Origin of the sequence: Pseudomonas fluorescens (genome assembly GCF_902497745.1) — a bacterium.
GTDB lineage: Bacteria > Pseudomonadota > Gammaproteobacteria > Pseudomonadales > Pseudomonadaceae > Aquipseudomonas > Aquipseudomonas fluorescens_BM.
In genome coordinates, this window is sequence record NZ_CABVHJ010000007.1 from 33,415 (window position 1) to 56,650 (window position 23,236).

Consider the following 23,236-nt stretch of genomic DNA (forward strand, 5'->3'; position numbering starts at 1 on the left):
CCGCTCCCAAAGCCTTCGGGCACACTGCCCGCCGTTCGATTCCAACCCGGGAAAACCCTCATGCACGCGATCATGCTCAAGGCCAAACTGCACCGCGCCGAAGTTACTCATGCAGTGCTCGATTACGAAGGTTCGTGCGCCATTGATGGCGAGTGGCTGGACTTGTCCGGCATCCGTGAATACGAGCAGATCCAGATTTATAACGTCGACAATGGTGAGCGTTTCACCACCTACGCGATTCGTGGCGAAGAAGGCTCGCGGATGATCTCCGTCAACGGCGCCGCTGCGCACAAGGCCAAGGTCGGCGACCGCGTAATCATTTGTGCCTACGCCCATTACAGCGAAGCCGAGCTGGTCAATTTCAAGCCGCGCATGCTTTACATGGCGCCGGGCAATGAGCTGAGCCACACCAGCAACGCCATCCCGGTTCAGCTCGCCTGATCGCGAAATCGCCCCGCTTCCCCTCCGTTTGTCGGCCAGTTCCCGGTCTTGATGTTAAAAAAGTACAGGGATCTGGTCAGACAAAGTCAAGACAGAACGCAGCGCGAGGTTTACTGTATTCGCCCTGTGTCCAGAAATCGTGTCGACGCAGTTGATCCCATGCCCAAACCTGGCGTGCCGGGTCTGTTCAGTGTTCAAAAGGCCGTTCAAGTAAAAAGGAAAACCGCAGCGATGGCGTATTACCTCACTCCTCAAGACGTTACCGCTCTGCCCGCCTGGCAAGCGTTGAAAGATCACCGCCAAGCCATGCAGGATTTCAGCATGCGCGAAGCCTTCAACGCCGATCCGCAGCGCTTCAACCAGTTCACCCTCAGCAGCTGCGGACTGTTTCTCGATTATTCGAAGAATTTGATCAACGCCCAGACCCGCAACCTGCTGGTCGGTCTGGCCAATGAAGTCGATCTCAAAGGCGCCATCAAAGCGTTGTTTGAAGGCGAAATCGTCAACACGTCCGAAGGCCGCCCTGCGCTGCACACCGCCCTGCGTCGCCCGGTGGGCGACAAGCTGTCGGTCAATGGCGTCAACGTGATGCCGGAAGTCCACAAGGTTTTGAACCAGATCACCGATCTGGTTGGCCGCATTCACGACGGTCTGTGGCGCGGTTACACCGAGAAGCCGATCACCGACGTGGTCAACATCGGCATCGGTGGCTCGTTCCTCGGCCCTGAACTGGTCTCCGAAGCGCTGCTGTCGTACGCGCAGAAAGGCGTGCGTTGCCACTATCTGGCGAACATCGACGGCAGTGAGTTCCACGAGCTGACGCAGAAACTACGCGCCGAGACCACGCTGTTCATCGTTTCCTCGAAGTCGTTCAACACCCTCGAAACCTTGAAGAACGCTCAGGCCGCACGTGCCTGGTACCTGGCGCAGGGCGGTTCGGAAGCCGAGTTGTATCGGCACTTCATCGCCGTTTCGAGCAACAACGCGGCGGCTGTGGCGTTCGGTATCCGCGAAGAAAACATCTTCCCGATGTGGGACTGGGTCGGCGGACGTTATTCGCTGTGGTCGGCCATCGGTTTGCCGATTGCCCTGGCCATCGGCATGTCCAACTTCAAGGAATTGCTGTCCGGTGCCTACACCATGGACCAGCATTTCCAGACTGCGCCGTTCGAACAGAACATGCCGGTGCTGCTGGCCCTGCTCGGTGTGTGGTACGGCAACTTCTGGGGCGCGCAAAGCCACGCGATCCTGCCGTACGACCACTACCTGCGTAACATCACCAAGCACTTGCAACAGCTGGACATGGAATCCAACGGCAAGAGCGTGCGTCAGGACGGCACGCCGGTGTCGACCGATACCGGTCCGGTGATCTGGGGCGGCGTCGGCTGCAACGGTCAGCACGCCTACCACCAGTTGCTGCATCAAGGTTCGCAGCTGATCCCGGCCGACTTCATTGTGCCGATCGTCAGCTTCAATCCGGTCTCCGACCATCACCAGTGGCTGTACGCCAACTGCCTGTCGCAGAGCCAGGCGCTGATGCTCGGCAAGACCCTGCCGGAAGCCGAGCAAGAGTTGCGCGACAAAGGCATGAGCGAAGAAGAAGTGCACAAACTCGCGCCGCACAAGGTGATCCCGGGCAACCGTCCGAGCAACACCATCGTGGTCGAACGCATCAGCCCGCGTCGTCTCGGCGCGCTGGTGGCGATGTATGAGCACAAAGTGTTCGTACAGAGCGTGGTCTGGGGCATCAACGCCTTCGACCAATGGGGCGTGGAACTGGGCAAGGAACTGGGCAAAGGCGTTTACAACCGTCTGGTCGGCAGCGATGAGACCACTGCCGATGATCCTTCCACCCAGGGCCTGATCAACTACTTCCGCGGTCGTCACCGCGGGTGATAGGCTGAAGGGGCGGTTTGCCTGCCCCTACAGCTTGCAACATCGACAGTTCCACGGCACCGGGCCAATCGCAGAATCGGTGGCGTAAACGATCCCTGTAGGAGCTGCCGAAGGCTGCGATCTTTTGCTCTTGATCTTAAAAACAAGATCAAAAGATCGCAGCCTTCGGCAGCTCCTACGAGGGTCGTACAGCTCCCCTCTTGTCGCACAACAAGAATAAGGAACCGTCATGTTCGATATCAGCACGTTCCCCAAAGCCGATGCCGTCCGCCGGGCTGCGCAATTGAGTCAGGACGACTATCGGCGCCTGTACCGCGAATCCCTTGAACACCCCACGGCCTTCTGGGCCGAACAGGCCACGCGGTTCCTCGACTGGAGCACACCGTGGCAGACCGTTCAGCGCTATGACCTGAAAACCGGTGAAGCTGCCTGGTTTGCCGGGGGCAAACTGAACGTCAGTTACAACTGCATCGACCGCCACCTCGACCAGCGCGGCGAGCAGACTGCCCTGCTCTGGGAAGGCGACGACCCGGCCGAATCGGCACAAATCACTTATAAAAAACTCCATCACCATGTCTGCCGCCTGGCCAACGTGCTGAAAAGCCGTGGCGTGAAGAAAGGCGACCGGGTGTGCATCTACATGCCGATGATCCCCGAAGCCGCTTACGCCATGCTCGCGTGTTCGCGGATCGGCGCGATCCATTCGGTAGTGTTCGGCGGTTTCTCCCCTGATTCCCTGCGTGACCGCATTCTCGATGCCGATTGCCGCACGGTGATCACGGCGGATGAAGGCGTGCGCGGTGGCAAGTTCGTGCCGCTGAAACAGAATGTCGACAAAGCCCTGCAGAGTTGCCCGGACGTCAGCACCGTCGTGGTGGTTGAGCGCACCCAAGGCAAAGTCGATTGGGTTGAGGGCCGTGACCTCTGGTATCACCAGGCTGTGCGCGACGTCAGCGACGATTGCCCGCCGGAACCAATGGACGCCGAAGACCCACTGTTCATCCTCTACACCTCCGGCAGCACTGGCAAACCGAAAGGAGTTTTACACACCACCGGCGGTTATTTGCTGCAAGCGGCGATGACCTTCAAATACGTGCTCGACTACCGCGACGGCGAAGTGTTCTGGTGCACCGCCGACGTCGGCTGGGTCACCGGCCACAGCTACATCGTCTACGGCCCGCTGGCGAATGGCGCGACCACGCTGATGTTCGAAGGTGTGCCGAGTTATCCGAGCAGTTCACGCTTCTGGCAGGTCATCGATAAACACAAGGTCAACATTTTCTACACCGCTCCTACCGCTTTACGCGCGTTGATGCGCGAAGGCGCCGAACCGTTGAAGGAAACCTCGCGCGCCAGCCTAAGACTACTTGGCAGCGTCGGTGAGCCGATCAACCCGGAGGCGTGGGAATGGTATTTCAATGTCGTAGGAGAACAGCGCTGCCCCATCGTCGATACCTGGTGGCAGACCGAAACCGGCGGCATCATGCTCAGCCCACTGGTCAGTGCGCAGCGGATCAAACCGGGCTGCGCCACGCAACCGATGTTCGGCGTGCAACCGGTGCTGCTCGATGAACAAGGCAAGGAAATCAAAGGCGCCGGCAGCGGCGTGCTGGCGATCAAATCCAGCTGGCCGGCGCAGATCCGTAGTGTCTATGGCGACCCGCAACGGATGGTCGATACCTATTTCAAACCCTACCCCGGCTACTATTTCACCGGCGACGGCGCACGGCGCGACGAGGACGGCGATTACTGGATCACCGGGCGCATCGACGACGTGATCAACGTTTCCGGTCACCGCATCGGTACGGCTGAAGTGGAAAGCGCACTGGTGTTGCACGACAGCATCGCCGAGGCCGCCGTGGTCGGTTACCCACACGACGTCAAAGGTCAGGGCATCTACGCCTTCGTCACCCCCATGAACGGCACCGAACCGAATGACGAGCTGAAGAAAGAACTCCTGGCGCACGTCAGCAAGGAAATCGGCAGCTTCGCAAAACCGGACTTGATCCAGTGGGCGCCGGCCTTGCCGAAAACCCGTTCAGGCAAGATCATGCGGCGCATCCTGCGCAAGATCGCCTGCAACGAACTCGACAGCCTCGGCGACACCTCGACTCTGGCTGATCCGAGCGTGGTGCAAGGCCTGATCGACAAGCGCCTCAATCAGTAACACTACGGGCGCGGTCAACCGGTCGCGCCCGCCCTTCTTCACTGAGTAGTCATGGAATTCATCCGTAGTCGTATCGAAAACCAACTGATGAGCCTGACCGGGCTGTCACTCGGCCAACTCGACCTGGAAAACCCCAAGGGCGACCCCGGCCTGTTCGGCCCGGATTCGGTCAGTTGGCAGGTGCACGGCGATTTCAGCAGCATGTTGATCGGCGGCATCAGCGCGTTGTTGCTGCAAGCCTTGCATCCGCTGGCGTTGGCCGGGGTCTGGGATCATTCGAATTTTCGTCAGGACATGCTCGGGCGCTTGCGCCGCACCAGTCAGTTTGTTTCCGGCACTACGTTCGGCTCGCGAAAGGACGCCGACTGGCTGATCGAGAAGGTGCGCACCATTCACCTGCAAGTGGTCGGCACCGCGCCGGATGGTCGGCCATACGCGGCCAGCGATCCGGATTTGCTGACATGGGTGCACGTGGCCGAGGTCAGTAACTTTCTTGCAGCACATTTGCGCTATCGCAATCCCCAGTTGTCGGGGGCGGATCAGGATCGTTATTACGCGGAAATCGCCGTGATTGCCGAACGCCTGGGCGCACGGGATGTGCCGAAATCACGGCAAGCCGTGGCCGACTATCTGCAACGCATGCGCCCACAGTTGCTGTGCGATGAGCGCAGCCGCGAAGTCTTGCGCCTGCTGCTCGACGCACCGGCACCCAGTGTTCTGGCGCGACCGTTTGGTGATCTGATGATGAAGGCTGGCATTGATCTGCTGCCAGACTGGGCCAGCGACATGCTCGATGTGCGGCAGAGTTCGCTGCAACGCCAGTTGATTCGCGCCAGCGTTCGACGCAGCGCACCGATGTTGCGTTGGGCGATGCGCAATGGCTCGGTGCAACGAGCGAAACGCAGGATGGGCTTGAGCTGAAAACTTCGTCGGACGCCTTCGCGAGCAAGCTCGCTCCCACAGGAGATATGATTTGCAGCATAGATCCCCTGTGGGAGCGAGCTTGCTCGCGAAGGCAGCAACTCGGTTCCCCGCCAAGCTGCTAAACTCCCGCGCCCCCATTCTCTCCAGCAAGGCGCCCGCATGTCTTCCTTGAATCAGGCGCTGCGCGCCGCCCTCGATCAACGCCAGGATCTGCTGGCCGAGTTGCACCGCCAAGGCACCGATTGCTATCGCTTGTTCCACGGCAGCCAGGAAGGCGCTGGAGGTCTGACCATCGACCGCTACGGCCCGCAACTGCTGGTGCAGAGCTTCCACCAGACGCTCGAACGCGATGACCTGCTGCAACTGCACGCCATGGTCAATCAAACATTGGGCCTGGAAACGTTGCTGGTTTACAACGACCGCTCCCGTGGCAATTCGCGCATTGATCGTGAAGACAGCGTCTACAAAGCCGAAGACGCAGCGCTGGCCGATCTGGTCGGTCACGAATGGGGTTTGAACTACCGTGTGCGCGGGCGTCATGCCGGGCAGGATCCGCTGCTGTTCCTCGACCTGCGCAACACCCGTGGCTGGGTCAAGGATCACGCCAAGGGCAAATCCGTGCTCAACCTGTTCGCTTACACCTGCGGCGTCGGCCTCAGCGCAGCCGCCGGTGGCGCGAGTGAAGTGTGCAATCTGGATTTCGCTGAAGGCAATCTGGCGGTGGGCCGCGAAAACGGTCTGCTCAACCCGCAATTGCCGCAGATGCAGTTCATCCAGTCGGACTACTTCCCGGCCATCCGCCAACTCGCCGGACTGCCGATCAGCCAGCGCCGCGGGCAGAAACTGCCGAGCTACCAACGCCTCGATCAGCGCCAATATGACCTGGTCCTGCTCGATCCGCCCGCCTGGGCCAAGAGCGCATTCGGCACTGTCGACCTGCTGCGCGACTATCAGAGCCTGCTCAAACCGGCCTTGCTGACCACCGCCGACAACGGCGTGCTGATCTGCTGCAACAACCTGGCGAAAGTCAGCATGGACGACTGGCGCGAACAGGTGCTGCGCTGCGCCGAGAAGGCCGGACGCCCGGTGCGTGAGTGGAGCGTGATGACTCCCGGCGCGGACTTCCCGTCCATGGATCAGCAACCGCCGCTGAAAACCCTGATCCTGCAGCTGTGACACTTGCGTACGGCTAACAACTATCCCCCTGTGGGAGCGAGCTTGCTCGCGAAGGCGTCATGTCAGTCGGCATATTTATCAACTGAACGACCGCTTTCGCGAGCAAGCTCGCTCCCACAGTGTTTGTGATTACAGAGAAATCTGAACAATCCTGCCCCATGCGAGGTACTTCGGAACCAGAATCGCGTGCCATACTCCAAGGCACTCCGATTCAGACAGATGAAGCCGCACATGCCCAAAGGATTGATTCGCGCGATTGGCGCCTTGTTGACTGCTCTGGCCCTCTACAGCCTGCTGGGGTTTCTGATTTTGCCGGGCATCGCCCTGCGTGTGGCCAATCAACAACTGGCCAATTACGCGACGGTGCCTGCGCACATCCAGCGTATCGAGCTCAACCCGTTCAGCCTTGAAGTCACCCTGTGGGGACTGGTCATCGGCGAGCCGGGCAAGGAACAGGTCGGCTTCGATCGCCTGTACGCCGACCTGCAAATCGACAGCCTGTGGACCAAGGCCCTGCATCTGGCCAACATCGAGCTGGACAAGCCGAAAACCGAAATCCTTTTCGCCAAAGACGGCAAACTCAACCTGCTCGGCCTGTTCAATGTGCCGGCCAGTGAGCCGAAACCGGCCGACCCGGATGCCAAACCGTTCCCGCTGCGCATCGACAACATCAAACTGGCCGGCGGTGTCGTGCACTTTGAAGACGTGCGCCCGAGCGAGCCCATCGAGTTTCTCTACGACGACCTCAGCTTCGAACTGAAAAACCTCAGCACCCTGCCCGAAGACAGCGCCGACATGACCTTGGTCGCCATCGGCCCGGCCGGCGGGCGTATCGACTGGAGCGGCAATTTCAGCCTGATCCCGTTCACGTCCGAAGGCACCCTGAAAGTCACTGACGGCAAGATGAAAGCCTTCTGGCCCTACGTGCGTGACTCGGTGCCGTTGGTGCTCGAAGACGGCGTGATCAGCCTCAGCAGCGACTACAAACTCAATCTGTCGAAAGAAACCGAACTGCTGCTGAACAACGTGGCGGTGAGCATCGCGCCGTTTGCCATCAAAGCCCCGGACGGGCGTCCATTGGCGAAACTCGAGCGCCTCGACGTCAGCGAAACTTCGGTGGATCTGGCCAAGCAACAAGTCGTGGTTGGCAAGATCCGCAGCAACAAACTGGAAACCTGGGCTGCCCTTGAAGCCGACGGCCAGCTGGACTGGCAGAAACTGTTCGCCAGCCAACCGTCCAAACCTGCCGCCAAAGCCGCCGCAGAACCGGCGAACACGCCAGCCGCTGCCGACTCGCCGAAAGCTGAACCGACTGCGCCGAGCAAGCCTTGGCAAGTGCTGCTCAAAGACGTGCAATTGCGCAACTACACCGTGCATCTGGCCGACCGCTCGGCCAAACCGGCAGTAGCACTGGACATCACCCCACTGAACGTCGACCTGCAGGATTTCGACAGCCTCAACGGTTCGCCCTTCCAGCTCAAGCTCGACAGCGGCGTGGGCAAGCAAGGCAAGATCACGGCCGACGGCACGGTCAATCTCGCCCCGGTCAATGCCCAGCTCAACGTGAAAACCCAGGACATCGACCTGCGCGTCGCGCAGTCCTACATCAATCCGTTCATTCGTCTGGAACTGCGCAGCGGCATGCTCGGCAGTGACCTGAAGGTCAACCTCAAGAGCACCGAACCGCTGGCGCTCAGCGTCACCGGGCGCGCGCAGATCGATCAACTGCACACCCTCGACACCCTGAAAACCCGCGACTTCCTCAAATGGCAGCAAGTGGTGGTCGAAGGCCTGAACTATCAGCACGGCGACAGTCTGTCGATCGACAAGGTCAACCTGTTCCAGCCTTATGTGCGGTTCATGATCAACGACGATCGCACCACCAACATCGACGACCTGCTGATCCCGCAACCGGCCGACAGTGGCGCGAAAACCACCGCAGCGAAACCGGCCAGCAACGAGAAACCGTTGGGCATTCACATCGGTGGCATCGCCATCAACGACGGCTCGGCCAACTTCGCCGACTTCAGCCTGACGCCGAACTTCGCCACTGCCGTGCAGCAGCTCAACGGCCAGATTGGCACCATCGACAGCCGTCAGGCGAAACCGGCCAGCGTCGACATCAAAGGCAAGGTCGACCGTTATGCACCGGTGACCATCAAGGGCGCGGTCAATCCGTTCGACCCGATGGCCAGCCTCGACATCGCCACCAGTTTCAAACGCGTCGAACTGACGACGTTGACGCCCTACTCCGGCAAATTCGCCGGTTACCGCATCCGCAAGGGCCGGCTCAACCTCGACCTGCACTACCTGATTACCAAGGGCCAGCTCAAAGCCGAGAACAAAGTGGTGGTCGAGCAGTTGCAACTTGGTGAGAAGGTCGACAGCCCGGATGCCGTGAGCCTGCCGTTGAAACTGGCGATTGCCCTGCTCAAGGACGTCGACGGCAAAATCTCCATCGAATTGCCGGTGACCGGCGACCTCAACAACCCGCAATTCAGTGTGATGCCGATTGTCTGGCAGACCCTGCGCAACCTGATCGTCAAAGCGGCTGCTGCGCCGTTCAAGATGATCGGCGGGCTGATCAGTGGCGGCAGTTCGCAAGACCTTGGCACTGTTTCGTTTGCACCGGGTTCCAGCGAGTTGAGCAAGGATGCCGAAGCGGCGCTGGTCAAACTGTCTCAGGCATTGAAGGAACGTCCGGCCCTGCGCCTGGAAATCGAAGGCACCGCGGCCAAAAGCAGTGACGGCCCGTTGCTCGCCGAGCAACGTCTGGAACGTGAATACCAGTACAACTACTACAAGATGCTCCAGCGTCGCGGCGATAAAGTTCCGGCTCAGGCGTCACTGATTCAGGTCCCGGACGGGGAGAAAGGCCCACTGCTCGAAGGCATCTATCGGACCCGTCTGAAAACCCAGCCGCCTGCCGAATGGAAGGATCTGGGCAAGGAAGAACGCACGGCTAAGATGCGCGAAGGCGTGATCAAGTTCTGGAGTGGCAGCGATGTGCTGCTGCGTCAGTTGGGCCAGGACCGCGCCAGCAGCATCAAGGATTATCTGGTCGATAAAGGCCAACTCGCAGACGACCGTGTGTACTTCATCGACGCCAATCTCGGTGAAGCCGAGAGCGATGGCCGCGTGGTGACGCAAATGCATCTGGATGCCGAGTGATGAAGCGCCAATGGCTGGCCGCGCTGACACTGGCGCTCGCTGCCAGCCATGCCGTTGCGTCCGATACCCTGCGCTGCGGCAGTCAATTGATCAGCCTCGGTGACCGCTCCAGCGAAGTCCTGCAAAAGTGCGGTGATCCGGTCAGCCGCGATGTGTTGGGCTACAAGCGCAGCGCCAATCGCCGCGAGGAGTTCCAGGTAGAGGAATGGACTTACGGCCCGAGCAACGGCATGTATCAATACCTGCGTTTCGAAGGCAATCGCCTGCGACAGATCAACAGCAAACGCGGTAACTAAACCAACTCACTTATCCCATGTGGGAGCGAGCTTGCTCGCGAAGGCGTTGTATCAGTCGACATCTTCGTCGGCTGACAGACCGCATTCGCGAGCAGGCTCGCTCCCACAATTGTTTTGTGTTGTCTCTGAAATAGAACAGGCCCCGACACAAGTGGCGGGGCCTGTAATGGTCACATCCGTGTGACCGTTCGCATGAACTCTAAAGTTGCGGCAGACGTATTGCTCGGCCCGTCTGTCGCGTCTTCTCCCGGTCCAGGCGAGAAGTCATGCCTTACTCGGCTTTCAGGCCGTCAGCGGAAACCGCTTTGACGCCTTTGATTTTCTTGGTGATTGCGACAGCGGTCGCTTTCTGAGCGTCAGTCACCGCAACAGTCGACGACAGCGACACAACACCTTTGTTGGTTTCGACTTTGATGTCGGTACCAGGAATGCCTTTTTCGGTTACCAGGTCGCTTTTGACTTTGGTGGTGATCCAGGTGTCGGAAGTAGCTTCTTTCGCCTTGGTGACTTCACCGGCGGCCAGAGTCATTGGAGCCTGGGTAGCCTGGGTGGTTTGTGCGAAAGCGCCGGTCATGGTCAGGGTCAGCGCGGTAGCAGCAGCGGCAGTGATAGCGAACTTCTTCATACGAGTAACTCCTGTTTTTCTGGAAAGTCTGCTGGTTGTCTTGTCAGCAGGGTTACCAAGGTAGTTGCGAACGCTGTGCCAACTTTTCCACCAGACCAATATCCTTATAAATCAATGACTTATGTTTAACCCAGATTTTCGAAATCATGCAATTTGCATGACATGCGCAATATTCACATGCAAGTTGCGGTTTTTTAGAAAGTTCCTAAGACGCTGAAATTATTGAAGCTTTTGTGAACGGCTGCGCAATGAAAAATGCCCCGCATGGCGGGGCATTCTGTTCAGCACACATTCAACTTATGTACCGCTGGCGGTGCAGCCTTTTGGCGAATAGTCCGGTGCCACCGTGGTAGCACAGCTCCAGACACCGGCGCCGGTACCCGAAGAGCGCGTCAGCGTAATGGTTTTACCCAGCACTGGTGCCGGGGCATTGGCGATCGTACACACGATCGATCCCGCGCCGTCAGCAGCGGTACCTGTAGCCGACAATGCACAGTTGGATGTAGTGGTCACCGCATCCCCCTTCACGATTGCGAGGGTAGGATTTGTGCCTTGGTTGATGGTGTCTTCAAACGGCACCTTCAGCGCACTGATTTCCGCCAGCCCCGCCGTTACCTTCGACCGCGCCTGATACTTGGAATACTGTGGCAGGGCGATGGTCGCCAGAATCCCGATGATCGCCACCACGATCAGCAGCTCGATCAGAGTAAAACCTTGTTGTTTTTTCATAGACACGCTCCATGCATGAGTCGAAATCTCATGATCTGAAAGGGAAGCAGCATAGGCCATGCCAATGCCTTCGAGGCCCCGCCCCTTGGGCGCGAACCACATACAACGCCATTTCCTACAACCCGCAACCGCACTATCTGACACTTTTTGTCACCTGCACTGGCCGTGTTTGGCGCTGTCACTTGACTAGGCTATAAGTCATGAACTGCAAGCGTGCGGAATCCCCATGAATGACATCGCTCTGAGCGGTCTGGCCAAGCAATTGGTGCAGGCCGAACTGCTCACGGAAAAAGCTGCCCAGCTAGCTTGGCAACAGGCCCAGCGCAATCGCCTGTCGCTGGTCAGCTATCTGGTGCAAAACAAACTGGTGAAAAGCTCACAGGTCGCCGAGATCGCCAGCGAACATTTCGGCATGGCGTACCTTGATCTCAACTGTCTCGACAAGGAAACCCAGCCCAAAGGCCTGGTCAGCGAAAAACTCGTGCGCCAGCATCACGCCCTGCCCCTGTGGCGACGCGGCAATAAACTGTTCGTGGGCATTTCCGATCCGAGCAATCATCAAGCGATCAACGACATTCAGTTCAGCACCGGGCTGAGCACCGAAGCCATTCTGGTCGAGGACGACAAGCTCAGCGATGCCATCGAAAAATTCTTCGACACCCACGCCAGCGGTCTGGAGGACATGGCCGATGTCGATCTTGATGGCCTCGATGTCGAATCCGTCGACGACAACAAACAGGACGCCATCGCCGGTCTCGACGCCGACGATGCGCCGGTGGTGCGCTTCGTTCACAAGATGCTGCTTGATGCGATCAAGAGCGGCTCTTCCGACTTGCACTTCGAACCCTACGAGAAGAACTACCGGGTACGGGTGCGCACTGACGGCATCTTGCGCGAGGTGGCCAAGCCACCGATTCAACTGGCCGGGCGCATCGCCGCACGCCTGAAAGTCATGGCCAGTCTCGATATTTCGGAACGGCGCAAACCGCAGGACGGGCGGATCAAGATGCGCCTGTCGAAAAGCAAGTCGATCGATTTCCGCGTCAACACCCTGCCGACCCTGTGGGGCGAAAAAGTGGTGATCCGGATTCTCGACCCGTCCAGTGCGCAGATCGGCATTGATGCGCTCGGCTACGAGCCGGTGCAGAAAGACCTGTACATGGCCGCGCTCAAGCAGCCACAGGGCATGATCCTGGTCACCGGGCCCACCGGTTCGGGTAAAACCGTGTCGCTGTACACCGGCTTGAATATTCTCAACACCGTCGACATCAACATTTCCACCGCCGAAGACCCGGTGGAGATCAATATGGAAGGCATCAACCAGGTCAACGTCAATCCCAAACAGGGCCTCGACTTTGCCCAGGCGCTGCGCTCGTTTCTACGGCAGGACCCGGACGTGATCATGGTCGGCGAGATCCGCGATCTGGAAACCGCCGAGATCGCAATCAAAGCCGCCCAAACCGGTCACCTGGTGCTCTCGACCCTGCACACCAACAGCGCCGCGGAAACCCTGACTCGCCTGCACAACATGGGCATTCCCGGCTTCAACATTGCCACCTCGGTCAGCCTGATCATCGCACAGCGTCTGGCGCGAAAGCTGTGCAGCCATTGCAAGAAAGCCATCGAGATCCCCCGCGAAACCTTGATCAAGGAAGGTTTCCCCGAGGAACGCATCGGCCATTTCACGATCTACGAGCCGGTCGGTTGCGATCTCTGCAACGGCGGTTACAAAGGACGCGTGGGGATTTATGAAGTGGTGAAAAACACACCGGAGCTGCAACGCTTGATCATGGCCGAAGGCAATTCGCTTGAAATCGACCTGCAGATGCGCCGTGACGGCTTCGACGACCTGCGCACCTCCGGGCTGCACAAGGCCATGCAAGGCATCACCAGCCTTGAAGAAATCAACCGGGTCACCAAGGACTGAACATGGCGGTCAAGGCAGCGAAAATCAGTATTTATGCCTGGGAAGGTACGGACAGGAAAGGCAGCAAGGTCACCGGTGAACTCAGTGGACAGAACCCTGCACTGATCAAGGCACAACTGCGTAAACAGGGGATCAATCCCGGTAAGGTGCGCAAAAAATCCGCGTCGTTGTTGAGTTTTGGCAAACGCATCAAGGCCCAGGACATCGCCCTGTTCACCCGGCAGATGGCGACCATGATGAAGGCCGGCGTGCCGCTCCTGCAGTCGTTCGACATCATTGGCGAAGGCTTCGAAAACCCGGCCATGCGCAAGCTGGTGGACGAGGTCAAACAGGAGGTCGCGGCCGGTAACAGCTTCGCCACAGCCCTGCGCAAGAAGCCGCAGTATTTCGACGAGTTGTATTGCAACCTGGTCGATGCCGGCGAGCAGTCCGGCGCCCTCGACACGTTGCTGGAACGGGTCGCAACCTATAAGGAAAAAAGCGAACGGCTCAAGGCCAAGATCAAAAAAGCCATGACCTACCCCACCGCCGTCGTACTGGTCGCAGCGGTCGTGACCGGAATTCTGCTGGTTAAAGTGGTGCCGCAATTCCAGTCGGTATTCTCGGGGTTCGGTGCAGAGTTACCGGCCTTCACCCTGATGGTGATCAGCCTTTCGGAATTCATGCAGCAATGGTGGTGGGCGATTCTCGGCGCGCTGGTCGCGGCGATTTTCGGCACCCGTCACGCACTGAAAACCTCCCAGGCGCTACGTGATCGCAAAGACACCTGGCTGTTGAAACTGCCCTTGGTCGGCACGCTGATGTACAAGTCAGCGGTAGCCCGTTTCGCCCGAACCCTTTCCACTACGTTTGCTGCCGGTGTGCCATTGGTGGAAGCACTCGACTCGGTCGCCGGCGCCACCGGTAACGTTGTCTTCAAGCGTGCCGTGCTGCGCATTCGCCAGGACGTCTCTACCGGCATGCAGCTGAATTTTTCGATGCGCAGCACCGGGGTCTTTCCCAACATGGCCGTGCAGATGACCGCGATTGGCGAAGAGTCGGGGGCGCTAGATGAAATGCTCGACAAGGTTGCAGGCTTTTACGAGGAAGAAGTGGATAACATGGTCGACAATCTCACCAGCCTGATGGAGCCGTTCATCATGGTGGTACTAGGCGTTATCGTCGGCGGGCTGGTGGTGGCCATGTACCTGCCGATCTTCCAGCTCGGCTCAGCGATCTGACATGCCTATCGACGAATTGTTTGCCCTGTATCCGCTGGCCTTTGTCTTTACCGCCCTGCTGCTGGGTCTGGTGGTCGGCAGCTTCCTTAACGTGCTGATCTGGCGCCTGCCGAAAATGCTCGAGCGCGATTGGCGCCAGCAAGCCCACGACGTGCTCGGTTTGTCCGGCGAAGCGCCGTTGCCCACCTACAACCTGATGCTGCCGCACTCCGAATGTCCGCATTGCGCCCACCGGATCCGCCCCTGGGAAAACATTCCTCTGCTCAGTTACCTGTGGCTGCGGGGGCGCTGTTCCGCGTGCGCTGCACCTATCAGCAAACGATATCCGCTGACCGAGCTGGCCTGTGGGCTGCTCTCGGCATTCATTGCATGGCATCTGGGGTTTGGCTGGCCGGCGTGCCTGCTGATCGTCCTCACCTGGGGTTTGCTGGCGATGAGTCTGATCGACACCGAACATCAACTGCTGCCCGATGTGCTGGTGCTGCCGCTACTGTGGCTGGGGTTGATCGTCAACAGTTTCGGCGTCTTCGTGCCGTTGCACGATGCGTTGTGGGGCGCGGTAGCGGGCTATATGGCGCTGTGGTCAGTGTTCTGGCTATTCAAGCTGCTGACCGGCAAGGACGGCATCGGCCACGGTGATTTCAAGCTGTTGGCGCTGCTCGGGGCATGGGGCGGCTGGCAGATTCTGCCGCTGACGATCCTGTTGTCATCGCTGGTCGGCGCCATCATCGGGGTGATTCTGCTGCGTCTGCGCGAGCAGAAAACCTCGACGCCGATCCCCTTCGGCCCCTATCTGGCCATTGCCGGCTGGATTGCCTTGCTCTGGGGTGGTCAAATAACCGACTTCTATTGGCAGTTTGTCGGTTTGAAATGAATACCCCTGTGGAAAAACCCTGGATTCTCGGCCTCACCGGCGGCATCGGCAGCGGCAAAAGCGCGGCGGCCCAGCACTTCATCGACCTCGGCGTGCACGTAGTAGATGCCGATCATGCGGCGCGCTGGGTGGTTGAGCCTGGGCGTCCGGCGCTAGCGAAGATTGCCGAGCACTTCGGCCCTGGTGTTTTGCAGGCCGATGGCACACTGGACCGCGCGGCCCTGCGCAAGCTGATCTTCGAGGTGCCGGAAGAACGCCGCTGGCTCGAAGCCCTGCTGCATCCGTTGATCGCCGAGGAAATCGCTCATCACCTGGCGCTGGCAAAATCGCCTTACGCGATACTGGTTTCGCCGCTGTTGATCGAATCCGGGCAATACGCAATCACCCAGCGCATCCTGGTGATCGACGCTCCGCAACAACTGCAAATCGAACGCACCTTACAGCGCGACCAGACCAGCGAGCAGCAGGTTCAGGCGATCCTCAAGGCTCAGTCGAGCCGCGAAGACCGTGTGAGCCGTGCCGACGACGTGGTGGTCAATGACCGCGACCTCGCCTGGTTGCACAGCGAAGTCGAACGCCTGCATCACTTTTACCTGACTTTATCCGGAGGCCAAGCATGAGCCAGATCCCCACCGTTGAATGCCCGACCTGCGGCGCCCCCGTGGAATACACTCCCGAGAACAAGTTTCGGCCGTTCTGTTCCGATCGCTGCAAACTGATCGACCTCGGCGCCTGGGCGTCGGAAGAACACAAGATCCCGGTCGCACCGGATGCCGAGGACGAACTGTTTTCCGGCGACTTCGATCCGCGCCACTGATCCGATCAGGGCCGCATAAAGCCGTAGTCCTGATCGTCGTCGAGGTTTTCCGCCAGAAAGCGCAACTCGTCGGCCAGGTCTTCGGCGTTGCGCACCGCCTTGCTCTGCTGCACCACCGCACTGAGCAAGGCACGCAAACTCAACCCCGGGTCAAAGCCCACCTCCTGCGCCATGTCCAGACTCTGCCGGGTTTCCTGCCTTGCCCACTCGTAAACACTCATGCCGCTGCTCCTGAAGAGATTTGCGCGAGCATGAAATTTCCCGCGCGCGGCGGGTTTGATATGGATCAAGACTTCGGATCGTCGTCCTTCCACGGCGCCGAAAGGTAGCGCGTGCGGTTGAAGGTCTCCAGCCATTCCGGGCAGAACACCACCAGCGCGCTGACGACCATGCCGTTGATGAACGCCTCGGGAAACAGCAGCAGCCACAGATAACCGACGAAATCTTCCAGCCATTCCGGCATGGCAAAGAGACCGTCGTACCACAGCAACGTCAGGCTCAGGATCAGGCACAGCAACGCTGAAAGCGCGGCGGCAAAAAAACCGGAGCAGAAGATATAAACGAACGGATTACGTGGCTGTGCGCGCTCGACGACGATCGCTACACATTCGGTGATCAACACCGGTAACAGAATCAGCAGCGAACCATTGACCCCGACGGCCAGCAGATCCTGACGGCCCAGTAGCACCAGACCGATCTGCGCGACCATGCCACCGACAATCGCCAGCGGCCAGTCCAGCAGCAACGTTACCGCCGTCATGCCGATGAAGTGATAAGACACGCCCGTGTCGAAATCCCTGCGCACCAGCCACAACAGAAACAACGCGAACACGGTGCCAAACAACAGATGCTGACGCCGACTGTCACTGAACAACTCGACCCACGGCGCACGCACAATCGCCCAGAGCAGCACCGGCACATAAATCAGCCAGCCGAGCGTCAGGCTCGCCGAGGACAACAGTTCGGCACCGATCATGATTCCCTCACTTTATCCGTGGGTTGATGTCCTTCGCCGCAGTCTACACCGCCACCCGATGAGCATCAGCCAAGCAAAGCTATCTGCTTGTCGCATTTGAACGCTAAGCTTGGGCCTATGGATGACTCAGATTATTTACGCCTGCTGACCATCGCGGCCGAGCAGGCCAACGCCTTTCTGTCCAATGCCCGCAAATGGGAGCGTGAGCGTTGGGTCTGCCAGCGCCTGCTGCAAGGCCTGAACATTCCCTACCGCGCCGACGAATTCGCGCCGGCCGGCGAACCGCCGGACGTGCTGTTTCGCGATGCCAATTTCGAGGTGTTCTTCGTGCTCGACGAGGGGCGCCGGCTCAACGACGAATGGCGCGATGAATTGCAGCGACGCCGCAGCGCTTTTTCCCTCAGCCAACTGGTGCGTCGCGAAGCCAAGCCTAAACGGATCCCGGCCAACGAGTTTTTGCTGCGACTGGCGCCGACCCTGCGCAAGAAAGCGCACAACTACAAAGAACGCGGAATGGACCTGGGCGAACTGGACATCATCGCCTTCGCCAGTCTTAAACGTGAGGTGCTTGATCTGAATAGCCATTTCCCGCCGCCGACCGAATATCTGCGCCAGGGCTGGCGTTCATTGTCTCTGGTCGGCCCGACCTTTGCCCGTGTGCTGTTCGCCCACCCGGATGCGCCGGATTTTCTGCGCAGCAACCTCGGTCGCAGCATTGTCTTTGACGTCGGGATCAGCCTGTGACGCCGCTGCAGCAATTGATCGCCCATGTGCCACAGACCGGTCGAGTGCGCTGGATCGGCGTGCGCCCTGAATCCCGTGGGCCGATGATCGAACTCGATGCAGTGGAGGCACGGCTGGAAGCGGGACTGACCGGCGATCACGCTCGCCCCGGTGTGCGCAACGCACGGCAGGTGACCCTGATCCAGTGGGAACATCTGGCGGTGATCAACGCCTTGATGGGGCGCCCCGACAATCAACCGGTGAAACCTGAAGACCTGCGGCGCAATCTCGTTATCAGCGGTATCAATTTGTTTAGCCTCAAGGGTCGGCGCTTTCGCATCGGTCAGGCAATATTCGAAACCACGGGCTGGTGTCAGCCTTGCGCACGTTTGCAGAACAACCTTGGCCCCGGCACCTTTCAAGCCGTGCGCGGGCATGGCGGAATTACTGCGCGGGTGTTACAAAGCGGGATTATTCGCCTCGAAGACCGGGTCAGCGTCGAGCCGGTTCCGGACAGCGGCTATGCTGCGTTCAACCCCGGATAAAAACCGCTGTAGCTTCTGCCCATTCAGCAACGTCTACCTGACGAGGCAAATATGACCAGCCGCCTGAACCCTGAAGACCAGAAACATGTCGAAGAGTACCTGCAACTGTCCCAACACCGAGTCGAGCGCCGACCTTTCCGGCCGTGGATGCTCCTCGTGCTGGTGCTGGCAGTGACCATTGGTCTGGGCCTGTTGAGCCGATTTATCAGTTACCTGACGCTATGAGCTGCCTCGCGCTCGCTTGGGCAACGACACCGATTTCCTTTAAAAACCTTGCGAGTTATCCCCATGTCCCATCGTATTGTTATTGTCGGCGGCGGCGCCGGCGGTCTGGAGTTGGCTACCCGCCTGGGTAAGACTCTGGGCAAGCGCGGCACAGCCAGTGTGATGTTGGTCGACGCCAACCTGACGCACATCTGGAAGCCGCTGTTGCACGAAGTGGCCGCCGGATCGCTGAACTCCTCCGAAGACGAACTCAACTATGTTGCCCAAGCGAAATGGAACCACTTCGAGTTTCAGTTGGGGCGCATGAGCGGGCTCGATCGCGCACAGAAGAAAATCCAGCTGGCAGCGACCTACGACGAAAACGGCGTAGAACTGGTGCCTGCACGGGAAGTGCAATACGACTCGCTGGTGATCAGCGTCGGCAGCACCACCAATGATTTCGGCACGCAGGGCGCGGCGCAGCATTGCCTGTTCCTCGATACCCGCAAACAGGCCGAGCGCTTCCACCAGCAACTGCTCAACCACTATCTGCGTGCGCACGCCGGGCAAACCGATGTGGTTGAGCAGATCAGCGTGGCGATCGTCGGCGCTGGCGCCACTGGCGTCGAGCTGGCGGCCGAACTGCACAACGCCGCGCACGAACTGGCGGCTTATGGCCTGGACCGGATCAAACCGGAAAACATGCACATCACCCTGATCGAAGCCGGCCCACGGGTACTGCCAGCCCTGCCGGAGCGCATCAGCGGGCCGGTGCACAAGACCCTGGAGAAACTCGGGGTCAATGTGATGACCAACGCTTCGGTCAGCGAAGTGACCGCCGACAGCCTGATCACCGCCGACGGCAACGAGATCAAGGCCAGCCTGAAAGTCTGGGCTGCCGGTATTCGCGCACCGGGTTTCCTCAAGGACATCGATGGCCTGGAAACCAACCGCATCAATCAACTGCAAGTACTGCCGACTCTGCAAACCACCCGCGACGAGAATATCTTCGCTTTCGGTGACTGCGCCGCGTGCCCGCAACCGGGCACCGACCGGAATGTGCCGCCACGGGCGCAAGCAGCGCACCAACAGGCATCGTTGCTGGCCAAATCGCTGAAGCTGCGCATCGAAGGCAAGACCCTGCCGGAGTACAAGTACACCGACTACGGCTCGCTGATCTCGCTGTCGCGTTTCTCGGCTGTGGGTAACTTGATGGGCAACCTGACCGGCAGTGTGATGCTCGAAGGCTGGCTGGCGCGGATGTTTTATGTGTCGCTGTATCGCATGCACCAGATGGCGCTGTACGGGCCGTTCCGCACGGCGATGTTGATGCTGGGCAGCAAGATTGGCCGTGGCACTGAGCCGCGTCTGAAACTGCACTAAAACCTGTGGGAGCGAGCCTGCTCGCGAATGCGGTGTGTCACACGACAAAAATGTCGACTGATACAACCTCTTCGCGAGCAGGCTCGCTCCCACATTATTTTGTGTTGATCGAAAGATCTGTTTCGTACTGTATCCCGCCTCGCTTTCCCCACCTTCGCTTACAAACTCCCCCGCTGCGCGACACAGTCGCGATACACCGCCACCGCCTAATGGCCACACCCGAGCGACACCTGCTCAGGCAATCGTCCTTAACGTGTGGTTGCGTTGCGCAGCCAGGAGAATGTAAATGTCCCGTACTTCGACCCTCGGTAAAAAATCCATTGGCCTGATCGGCGCCGCACTGGCTGGCGGCCTGATGTTGTCCGGTTCGGTGTTTGCCGCCCAGCCACTGGCACAGGGCTACATGGTCGCCTCGGCGGAAACCTCGGTGAAAGCGCCGGAAGGCAAATGCGGTGAAGGCAAATGTGGCGATGCTTCGATGGCCAAGACTGACAGCGATGGCGACGGCAAGGTCTCCCGCGCCGAATTCCTCAAAGTCGCGCCGAAGTCCGATTTCGACAAGATCGACACCAACCATGACGGTTTCATTGACGAGCAAGAGGCCTACGACAACGTGAAGGCCAACTTTGAAGCCAACGGCAAGAAGATGCCAAAAGGCCTGTTCGAACACCTGAAGGATCAAGACGGCGCCTGATCAGCAGAAAAAACCAAGCCGCGCTCTCCCGTGAGAAGCGCGGCTTTTTTATATGTGCTCGCTTACAACTGGAAGCGCCGCACCATGCCCTGCAAGGCGTTGGCCAGTTGCGACAACTCATGGCTGGACGCGCTGGTCTGGTCGGCACCCGCGGCCGAGCGTACCGACAAATCACGAATGTTCACCAGGTTGCGATCCACTTCGCGGGCAACTTGCGCCTGCTCTTCGGCGGCACTGGCGATCACCAGATTGCGCTCATGGATCTCATGCACCGACGCGGTGATGGTTTGCAGCGCCTCACCGGCGCGCTCAGCCAACGCCAGCGTGGTCGTCGCCCGCGCCGTGCTGGCGTGCATCGAATCCAGCGCCAGGCTCGAACCGCTGCGCATGCCCTGGACCATCTGCTCGATCTCCTGCGTCGATTGCTGCGTACGATAAGCCAGCGCCCGCACTTCATCGGCGACCACGGCAAAGCCTCGCCCGCTCTCACCGGCGCGCGCCGCTTCAATCGCCGCGTTAAGCGCCAGCAGGTTGGTCTGCTCGGCAATCGCCCGGATCACGTCCAGCACTTTGCCGATGTCCTGCGACTGGTTGGCCAGTGATTTCACCAACTCGCCGGTCTGTTGCACATCACTGGCCAGTGCGTTGATGGCGGTGGCGGTCTCACTGACACGCACCTGCCCCAAATGCGCCGACTCGCTGGACTGACGAGTCGCGTCAGAGGTCGACACCGCATTGCGTGCGACCTCTTCCACCGCTGCCGTCATCTGGTTGACGGCGGTCGCGGCCTGTTCGATTTCATTGTTCTGTTGTTGCAGCCCCTGTGTGCTGTCGAGCGTCACCGCATTGAGTTCATCGGCAGCGGTCGCCAGTTGCGTGGCCGAGCCGCTGATGCCTTGCAGCGTCTCACGCAGGTTTTGCTGCATGGTCGCCAAGGCTTTGAGCAAACGGCTGACTTCATCGTTGCCATGGGTTTCGATCGGCCGGGTCAGATCGCCCTGCGCGACACTTTCTGCTGCGCTGACGGCGCTGCTCAGCGGACGAACGATACTGCGCGTGAGCATCATCGCCAGTGCCACCGTGGCCAGCGCGGCCAAGGCAATGAACAAGCTGACAATCGTCCGCGAATTTTCGTAGTGCGCAGCGGACTTCTGGCTTTCGGCGGCGACCTGTTTGGCGAACAGGTCCGCCAGGTCGTTAAGTTGTTTGCCGGAGCCATCGACGACGGTTTTCATGTCGACCAGCAACAATCTGGTCAGCTCATCACGCTTGCCTTGCTCGGCGAGGGTGAAGGATTGAGCAATACCACTGCGATACGCGGCGAAGGTCTTTTTGAACTGGTCGTATAGCTGCTGGCCTTCCGGGGTGTCGACCAGTTTGTCGTAGGCGGCGATTTTCTCGCTCAGCTCCTTGTCGCGGGTGTCCATCTGGCTGCGGTAAGTCGCAATGTTGGCCGGATCCTGATCCAGCGCCATGCGCAGCGAGATGGTGCGGATGCGCAGCATGATCTCGCGGATCTCGTCGCCACCACGAATACTCGGCAGCCACTGGTTTTCTACCGCGACTTCACTGTCGCGAATACTCGACATCTGCCCGAGCGCAAAAACGCCGAGCAATGCCACCAACACCGCGATCAGGGCAAATCCCAGAGCAGCCCGGGGAGCAATATTCAACTGACGAAGCAACATGACGAACGCCCTTATTCTTGTATTGGCCAGATTCAAGGGGCGAAGCCATGGCAGTCCCCTCTTGTTAGCGGGCTATCGGCAGGTTGTATGACGACTTGAAGGAGAAATGAGTTTTTGTCGGACAAAAAAAATCCCCGTATCTTTCGATACGAGGATTTTTAATATGGTCGGGGTAAGGGGATTCGAACTCCTGACATCCTGCTCCCAAAGCAGGCGCGCTACCGGACTGCGCTATACCCCGGTAAAAAAAAGGCGACCTTTCAAAGATCGCCTTCTTCGATCAGCGCTTTTGGCCTCTGATCTTAAGATTCGATCCCAGCGCTAACTGGTTTCAAAAATGGTGGGTCGTGTGGGATTCGAACCTACGACCAATTGGTTAAAAGCCAACTGCTCTACCAACTGAGCTAACGACCCAAAAATGGTCGGGGTAAGGGGATTCGAACTCCTGACATCCTGCTCCCAAAGCAGGCGCGCTACCGGACTGCGCTATACCCCGGTAAAAAAAAGGCGACCTTTCAAAGATCGCCTTCTTCGATCAGCGCTTTTGGCCTCTGATCTTAAGATTCGATCCCAGCGCTAACTGGTTTCAAAAATGGTGGGTCGTGTGGGATTCGAACCTACGACCAATTGGTTAAAAGCCAACTGCTCTACCAACTGAGCTAACGACCCAAAAATGGTCGGGGTAAGGGGATTCGAACTCCTGACATCCTGCTCCCAAAGCAGGCGCGCTACCGGACTGCGCTATACCCCGGCTTGAAAT

At 59.1% G+C, this 23,236-nt stretch carries 22 protein-coding genes, 5 tRNA genes and 1 pseudogene; 17 read left to right on the forward strand and 11 right to left on the reverse strand.

The features are described from left to right. Window positions 1-60: 60 nt before the first annotated feature. The 7 genes from panD to F8N44_RS12565 all read left to right on the forward strand — a co-directional run bounded on the left by panD (window position 61) and on the right by F8N44_RS12565 (window position 10,071). Complete coding sequence (panD, locus tag F8N44_RS12530; RefSeq protein WP_003205654.1) at window positions 61-441, forward strand: aspartate 1-decarboxylase; 381 nt, start codon at window positions 61-63, stop codon at window positions 439-441. Between the two features lie 231 nt (window positions 442-672). Beyond that, window positions 673-2,337: a glucose-6-phosphate isomerase gene (gene pgi / locus F8N44_RS12535; RefSeq protein ID WP_102900508.1), complete on the forward strand. Its 1,665-nt coding sequence runs from the start codon at window positions 673-675 to the stop codon at window positions 2,335-2,337. A gap of 229 nt (window positions 2,338-2,566) precedes the next feature. Further along, complete coding sequence (gene acs / locus F8N44_RS12540; RefSeq protein WP_150650530.1) at window positions 2,567-4,504, forward strand: acetate--CoA ligase; 1,938 nt, start codon at window positions 2,567-2,569, stop codon at window positions 4,502-4,504. Between the two features lie 51 nt (window positions 4,505-4,555). Beyond that, window positions 4,556-5,425, forward strand: coding sequence for an oxygenase MpaB family protein (locus F8N44_RS12545; RefSeq protein ID WP_150650531.1), 870 nt, complete (start codon window positions 4,556-4,558; stop codon window positions 5,423-5,425). A gap of 162 nt (window positions 5,426-5,587) precedes the next feature. After that, window positions 5,588-6,604, forward strand: a complete 1,017-nt coding sequence (locus tag F8N44_RS12550) for a class I SAM-dependent rRNA methyltransferase (protein ID WP_150650532.1) — start codon at window positions 5,588-5,590, stop codon at window positions 6,602-6,604. Window positions 6,605-6,823: 219 nt separating this feature from the next. Next, window positions 6,824-9,775, forward strand: a complete 2,952-nt coding sequence (locus F8N44_RS12560) for a DUF748 domain-containing protein (RefSeq protein WP_150650533.1) — start codon at window positions 6,824-6,826, stop codon at window positions 9,773-9,775. After that, window positions 9,775-10,071 (forward strand): DUF2845 domain-containing protein, encoded by a 297-nt coding sequence (locus F8N44_RS12565; RefSeq protein ID WP_150650534.1) that lies wholly within the window; start codon window positions 9,775-9,777, stop codon window positions 10,069-10,071. Before F8N44_RS12560 ends, F8N44_RS12565 begins: the two co-directional genes overlap by 1 nt. A 271-nt stretch (window positions 10,072-10,342) precedes the next feature. Here F8N44_RS12565 and F8N44_RS12570 read toward each other — a convergent pair whose 3' ends face one another. Together F8N44_RS12570 and F8N44_RS12575 are read right to left on the reverse strand one after the other, a co-directional pair. Then, complete coding sequence (locus F8N44_RS12570; protein ID WP_150650535.1) at window positions 10,343-10,696, reverse strand: BON domain-containing protein; 354 nt, start codon at window positions 10,694-10,696, stop codon at window positions 10,343-10,345. 297 nt (window positions 10,697-10,993) lie between these two features. Next, entirely contained in the window at window positions 10,994-11,425 is a 432-nt protein-coding gene (locus F8N44_RS12575; protein ID WP_038369043.1) for a pilin, read from the reverse strand. A 226-nt stretch (window positions 11,426-11,651) separates the two neighbouring features. On the opposite strand from F8N44_RS12575, the gene pilB reads away from it, so the two are divergent. Genes pilB through yacG form a run of 5 tightly spaced genes read left to right on the forward strand, consistent with a single transcriptional unit; the run spans window position 11,652 to window position 16,263 of the window. Then, a complete protein-coding gene (pilB, locus tag F8N44_RS12580) occupies window positions 11,652-13,352 on the forward strand; it encodes a type IV-A pilus assembly ATPase PilB (protein ID WP_150650536.1) in 1,701 nt (566 codons plus the stop codon). 2 nt (window positions 13,353-13,354) lie between these two features. After that, window positions 13,355-14,572, forward strand: coding sequence for a type II secretion system F family protein (locus F8N44_RS12585; RefSeq protein ID WP_016986242.1), 1,218 nt, complete (start codon window positions 13,355-13,357; stop codon window positions 14,570-14,572). 1 nt (window position 14,573) lies between these two features. Then, entirely contained in the window at window positions 14,574-15,446 is an 873-nt protein-coding gene (locus F8N44_RS12590; RefSeq protein ID WP_150650537.1) for a prepilin peptidase, read from the forward strand. After that, window positions 15,443-16,066 (forward strand): dephospho-CoA kinase, encoded by a 624-nt coding sequence (gene coaE, locus F8N44_RS12595; protein WP_150650538.1) that lies wholly within the window; start codon window positions 15,443-15,445, stop codon window positions 16,064-16,066. Before F8N44_RS12590 ends, coaE begins: the two co-directional genes overlap by 4 nt. Further along, window positions 16,063-16,263 carry a DNA gyrase inhibitor YacG gene (yacG, locus tag F8N44_RS12600; protein WP_150650539.1) on the forward strand — a complete coding sequence of 67 codons (201 nt, stop codon included), beginning with the start codon at window positions 16,063-16,065 and terminating at the stop codon, window positions 16,261-16,263. Before coaE ends, yacG begins: the two co-directional genes overlap by 4 nt. 5 nt (window positions 16,264-16,268) lie before the next feature. Here yacG and F8N44_RS12605 read toward each other — a convergent pair whose 3' ends face one another. Next, window positions 16,269-16,484 (reverse strand): hypothetical protein, encoded by a 216-nt coding sequence (locus tag F8N44_RS12605; RefSeq protein WP_007909901.1) that lies wholly within the window; start codon window positions 16,482-16,484, stop codon window positions 16,269-16,271. Between the two features lie 65 nt (window positions 16,485-16,549). Then, a complete protein-coding gene (locus tag F8N44_RS12610) occupies window positions 16,550-17,239 on the reverse strand; it encodes an energy-coupling factor ABC transporter permease (protein WP_150650540.1) in 690 nt (229 codons plus the stop codon). 117 nt (window positions 17,240-17,356) lie between these two features. Between F8N44_RS12610 and F8N44_RS12615 the strand changes: the two genes are divergently transcribed. The 5 genes from F8N44_RS12615 (at window position 17,357) to F8N44_RS12640 (ending at window position 20,788) form a co-directional block, all read left to right on the forward strand. Further along, window positions 17,357-17,983, forward strand: coding sequence for a DUF1780 domain-containing protein (locus F8N44_RS12615; RefSeq protein WP_007909887.1), 627 nt, complete (start codon window positions 17,357-17,359; stop codon window positions 17,981-17,983). Next, on the forward strand, window positions 17,980-18,507 hold the full coding sequence (locus tag F8N44_RS12620) for an MOSC domain-containing protein (protein WP_150650541.1): 528 nt from the start codon (window positions 17,980-17,982) through the stop codon (window positions 18,505-18,507). The genes F8N44_RS12615 and F8N44_RS12620 overlap by 4 nt, the downstream gene beginning before the upstream one ends. A gap of 51 nt (window positions 18,508-18,558) precedes the next feature. After that, on the forward strand, window positions 18,559-18,732 hold the full coding sequence (locus F8N44_RS12625) for a DUF3094 domain-containing protein (RefSeq protein WP_007909875.1): 174 nt from the start codon (window positions 18,559-18,561) through the stop codon (window positions 18,730-18,732). A gap of 63 nt (window positions 18,733-18,795) precedes the next feature. Next, window positions 18,796-20,094 (forward strand): NAD(P)/FAD-dependent oxidoreductase, encoded by a 1,299-nt coding sequence (locus F8N44_RS12630; protein ID WP_016986237.1) that lies wholly within the window; start codon window positions 18,796-18,798, stop codon window positions 20,092-20,094. Between the two features lie 286 nt (window positions 20,095-20,380). Further along, complete coding sequence (locus tag F8N44_RS12640) at window positions 20,381-20,788, forward strand: EF-hand domain-containing protein (RefSeq protein WP_127929823.1); 408 nt, start codon at window positions 20,381-20,383, stop codon at window positions 20,786-20,788. A 62-nt stretch (window positions 20,789-20,850) separates the two neighbouring features. On the opposite strand, the gene F8N44_RS32180 is transcribed toward F8N44_RS12640, so the two are convergent. From F8N44_RS32180 to F8N44_RS12670, 7 genes and pseudogenes are all read right to left on the reverse strand, one after another. Further along, the gene (locus tag F8N44_RS32180) at window positions 20,851-21,714 is read right to left on the reverse strand and encodes a methyl-accepting chemotaxis protein (RefSeq protein WP_412071513.1); all 864 of its coding nucleotides are present in this window, start codon (window positions 21,712-21,714) and stop codon (window positions 20,851-20,853) included. Continuing rightward, window positions 21,706-22,476: pseudogene (locus tag F8N44_RS32185) on the reverse strand (MCP four helix bundle domain-containing protein); the annotation flags it as partial. The gene F8N44_RS32180 and the pseudogene F8N44_RS32185, both read right to left, overlap by 9 nt. Before the next feature lie 164 nt (window positions 22,477-22,640). Continuing rightward, window positions 22,641-22,717, reverse strand: a tRNA-Pro gene (locus F8N44_RS12650). A gap of 97 nt (window positions 22,718-22,814) precedes the next feature. Continuing rightward, a tRNA-Lys gene (locus F8N44_RS12655) sits at window positions 22,815-22,890 on the reverse strand. A gap of 5 nt (window positions 22,891-22,895) precedes the next feature. Further along, a tRNA-Pro gene (locus tag F8N44_RS12660) sits at window positions 22,896-22,972 on the reverse strand. Between the two features lie 97 nt (window positions 22,973-23,069). Beyond that, a tRNA-Lys gene (locus F8N44_RS12665) sits at window positions 23,070-23,145 on the reverse strand. 5 nt (window positions 23,146-23,150) lie between these two features. Then, window positions 23,151-23,227, reverse strand: a tRNA-Pro gene (locus F8N44_RS12670). Between the last annotated feature and the right edge of the window lie 9 nt (window positions 23,228-23,236).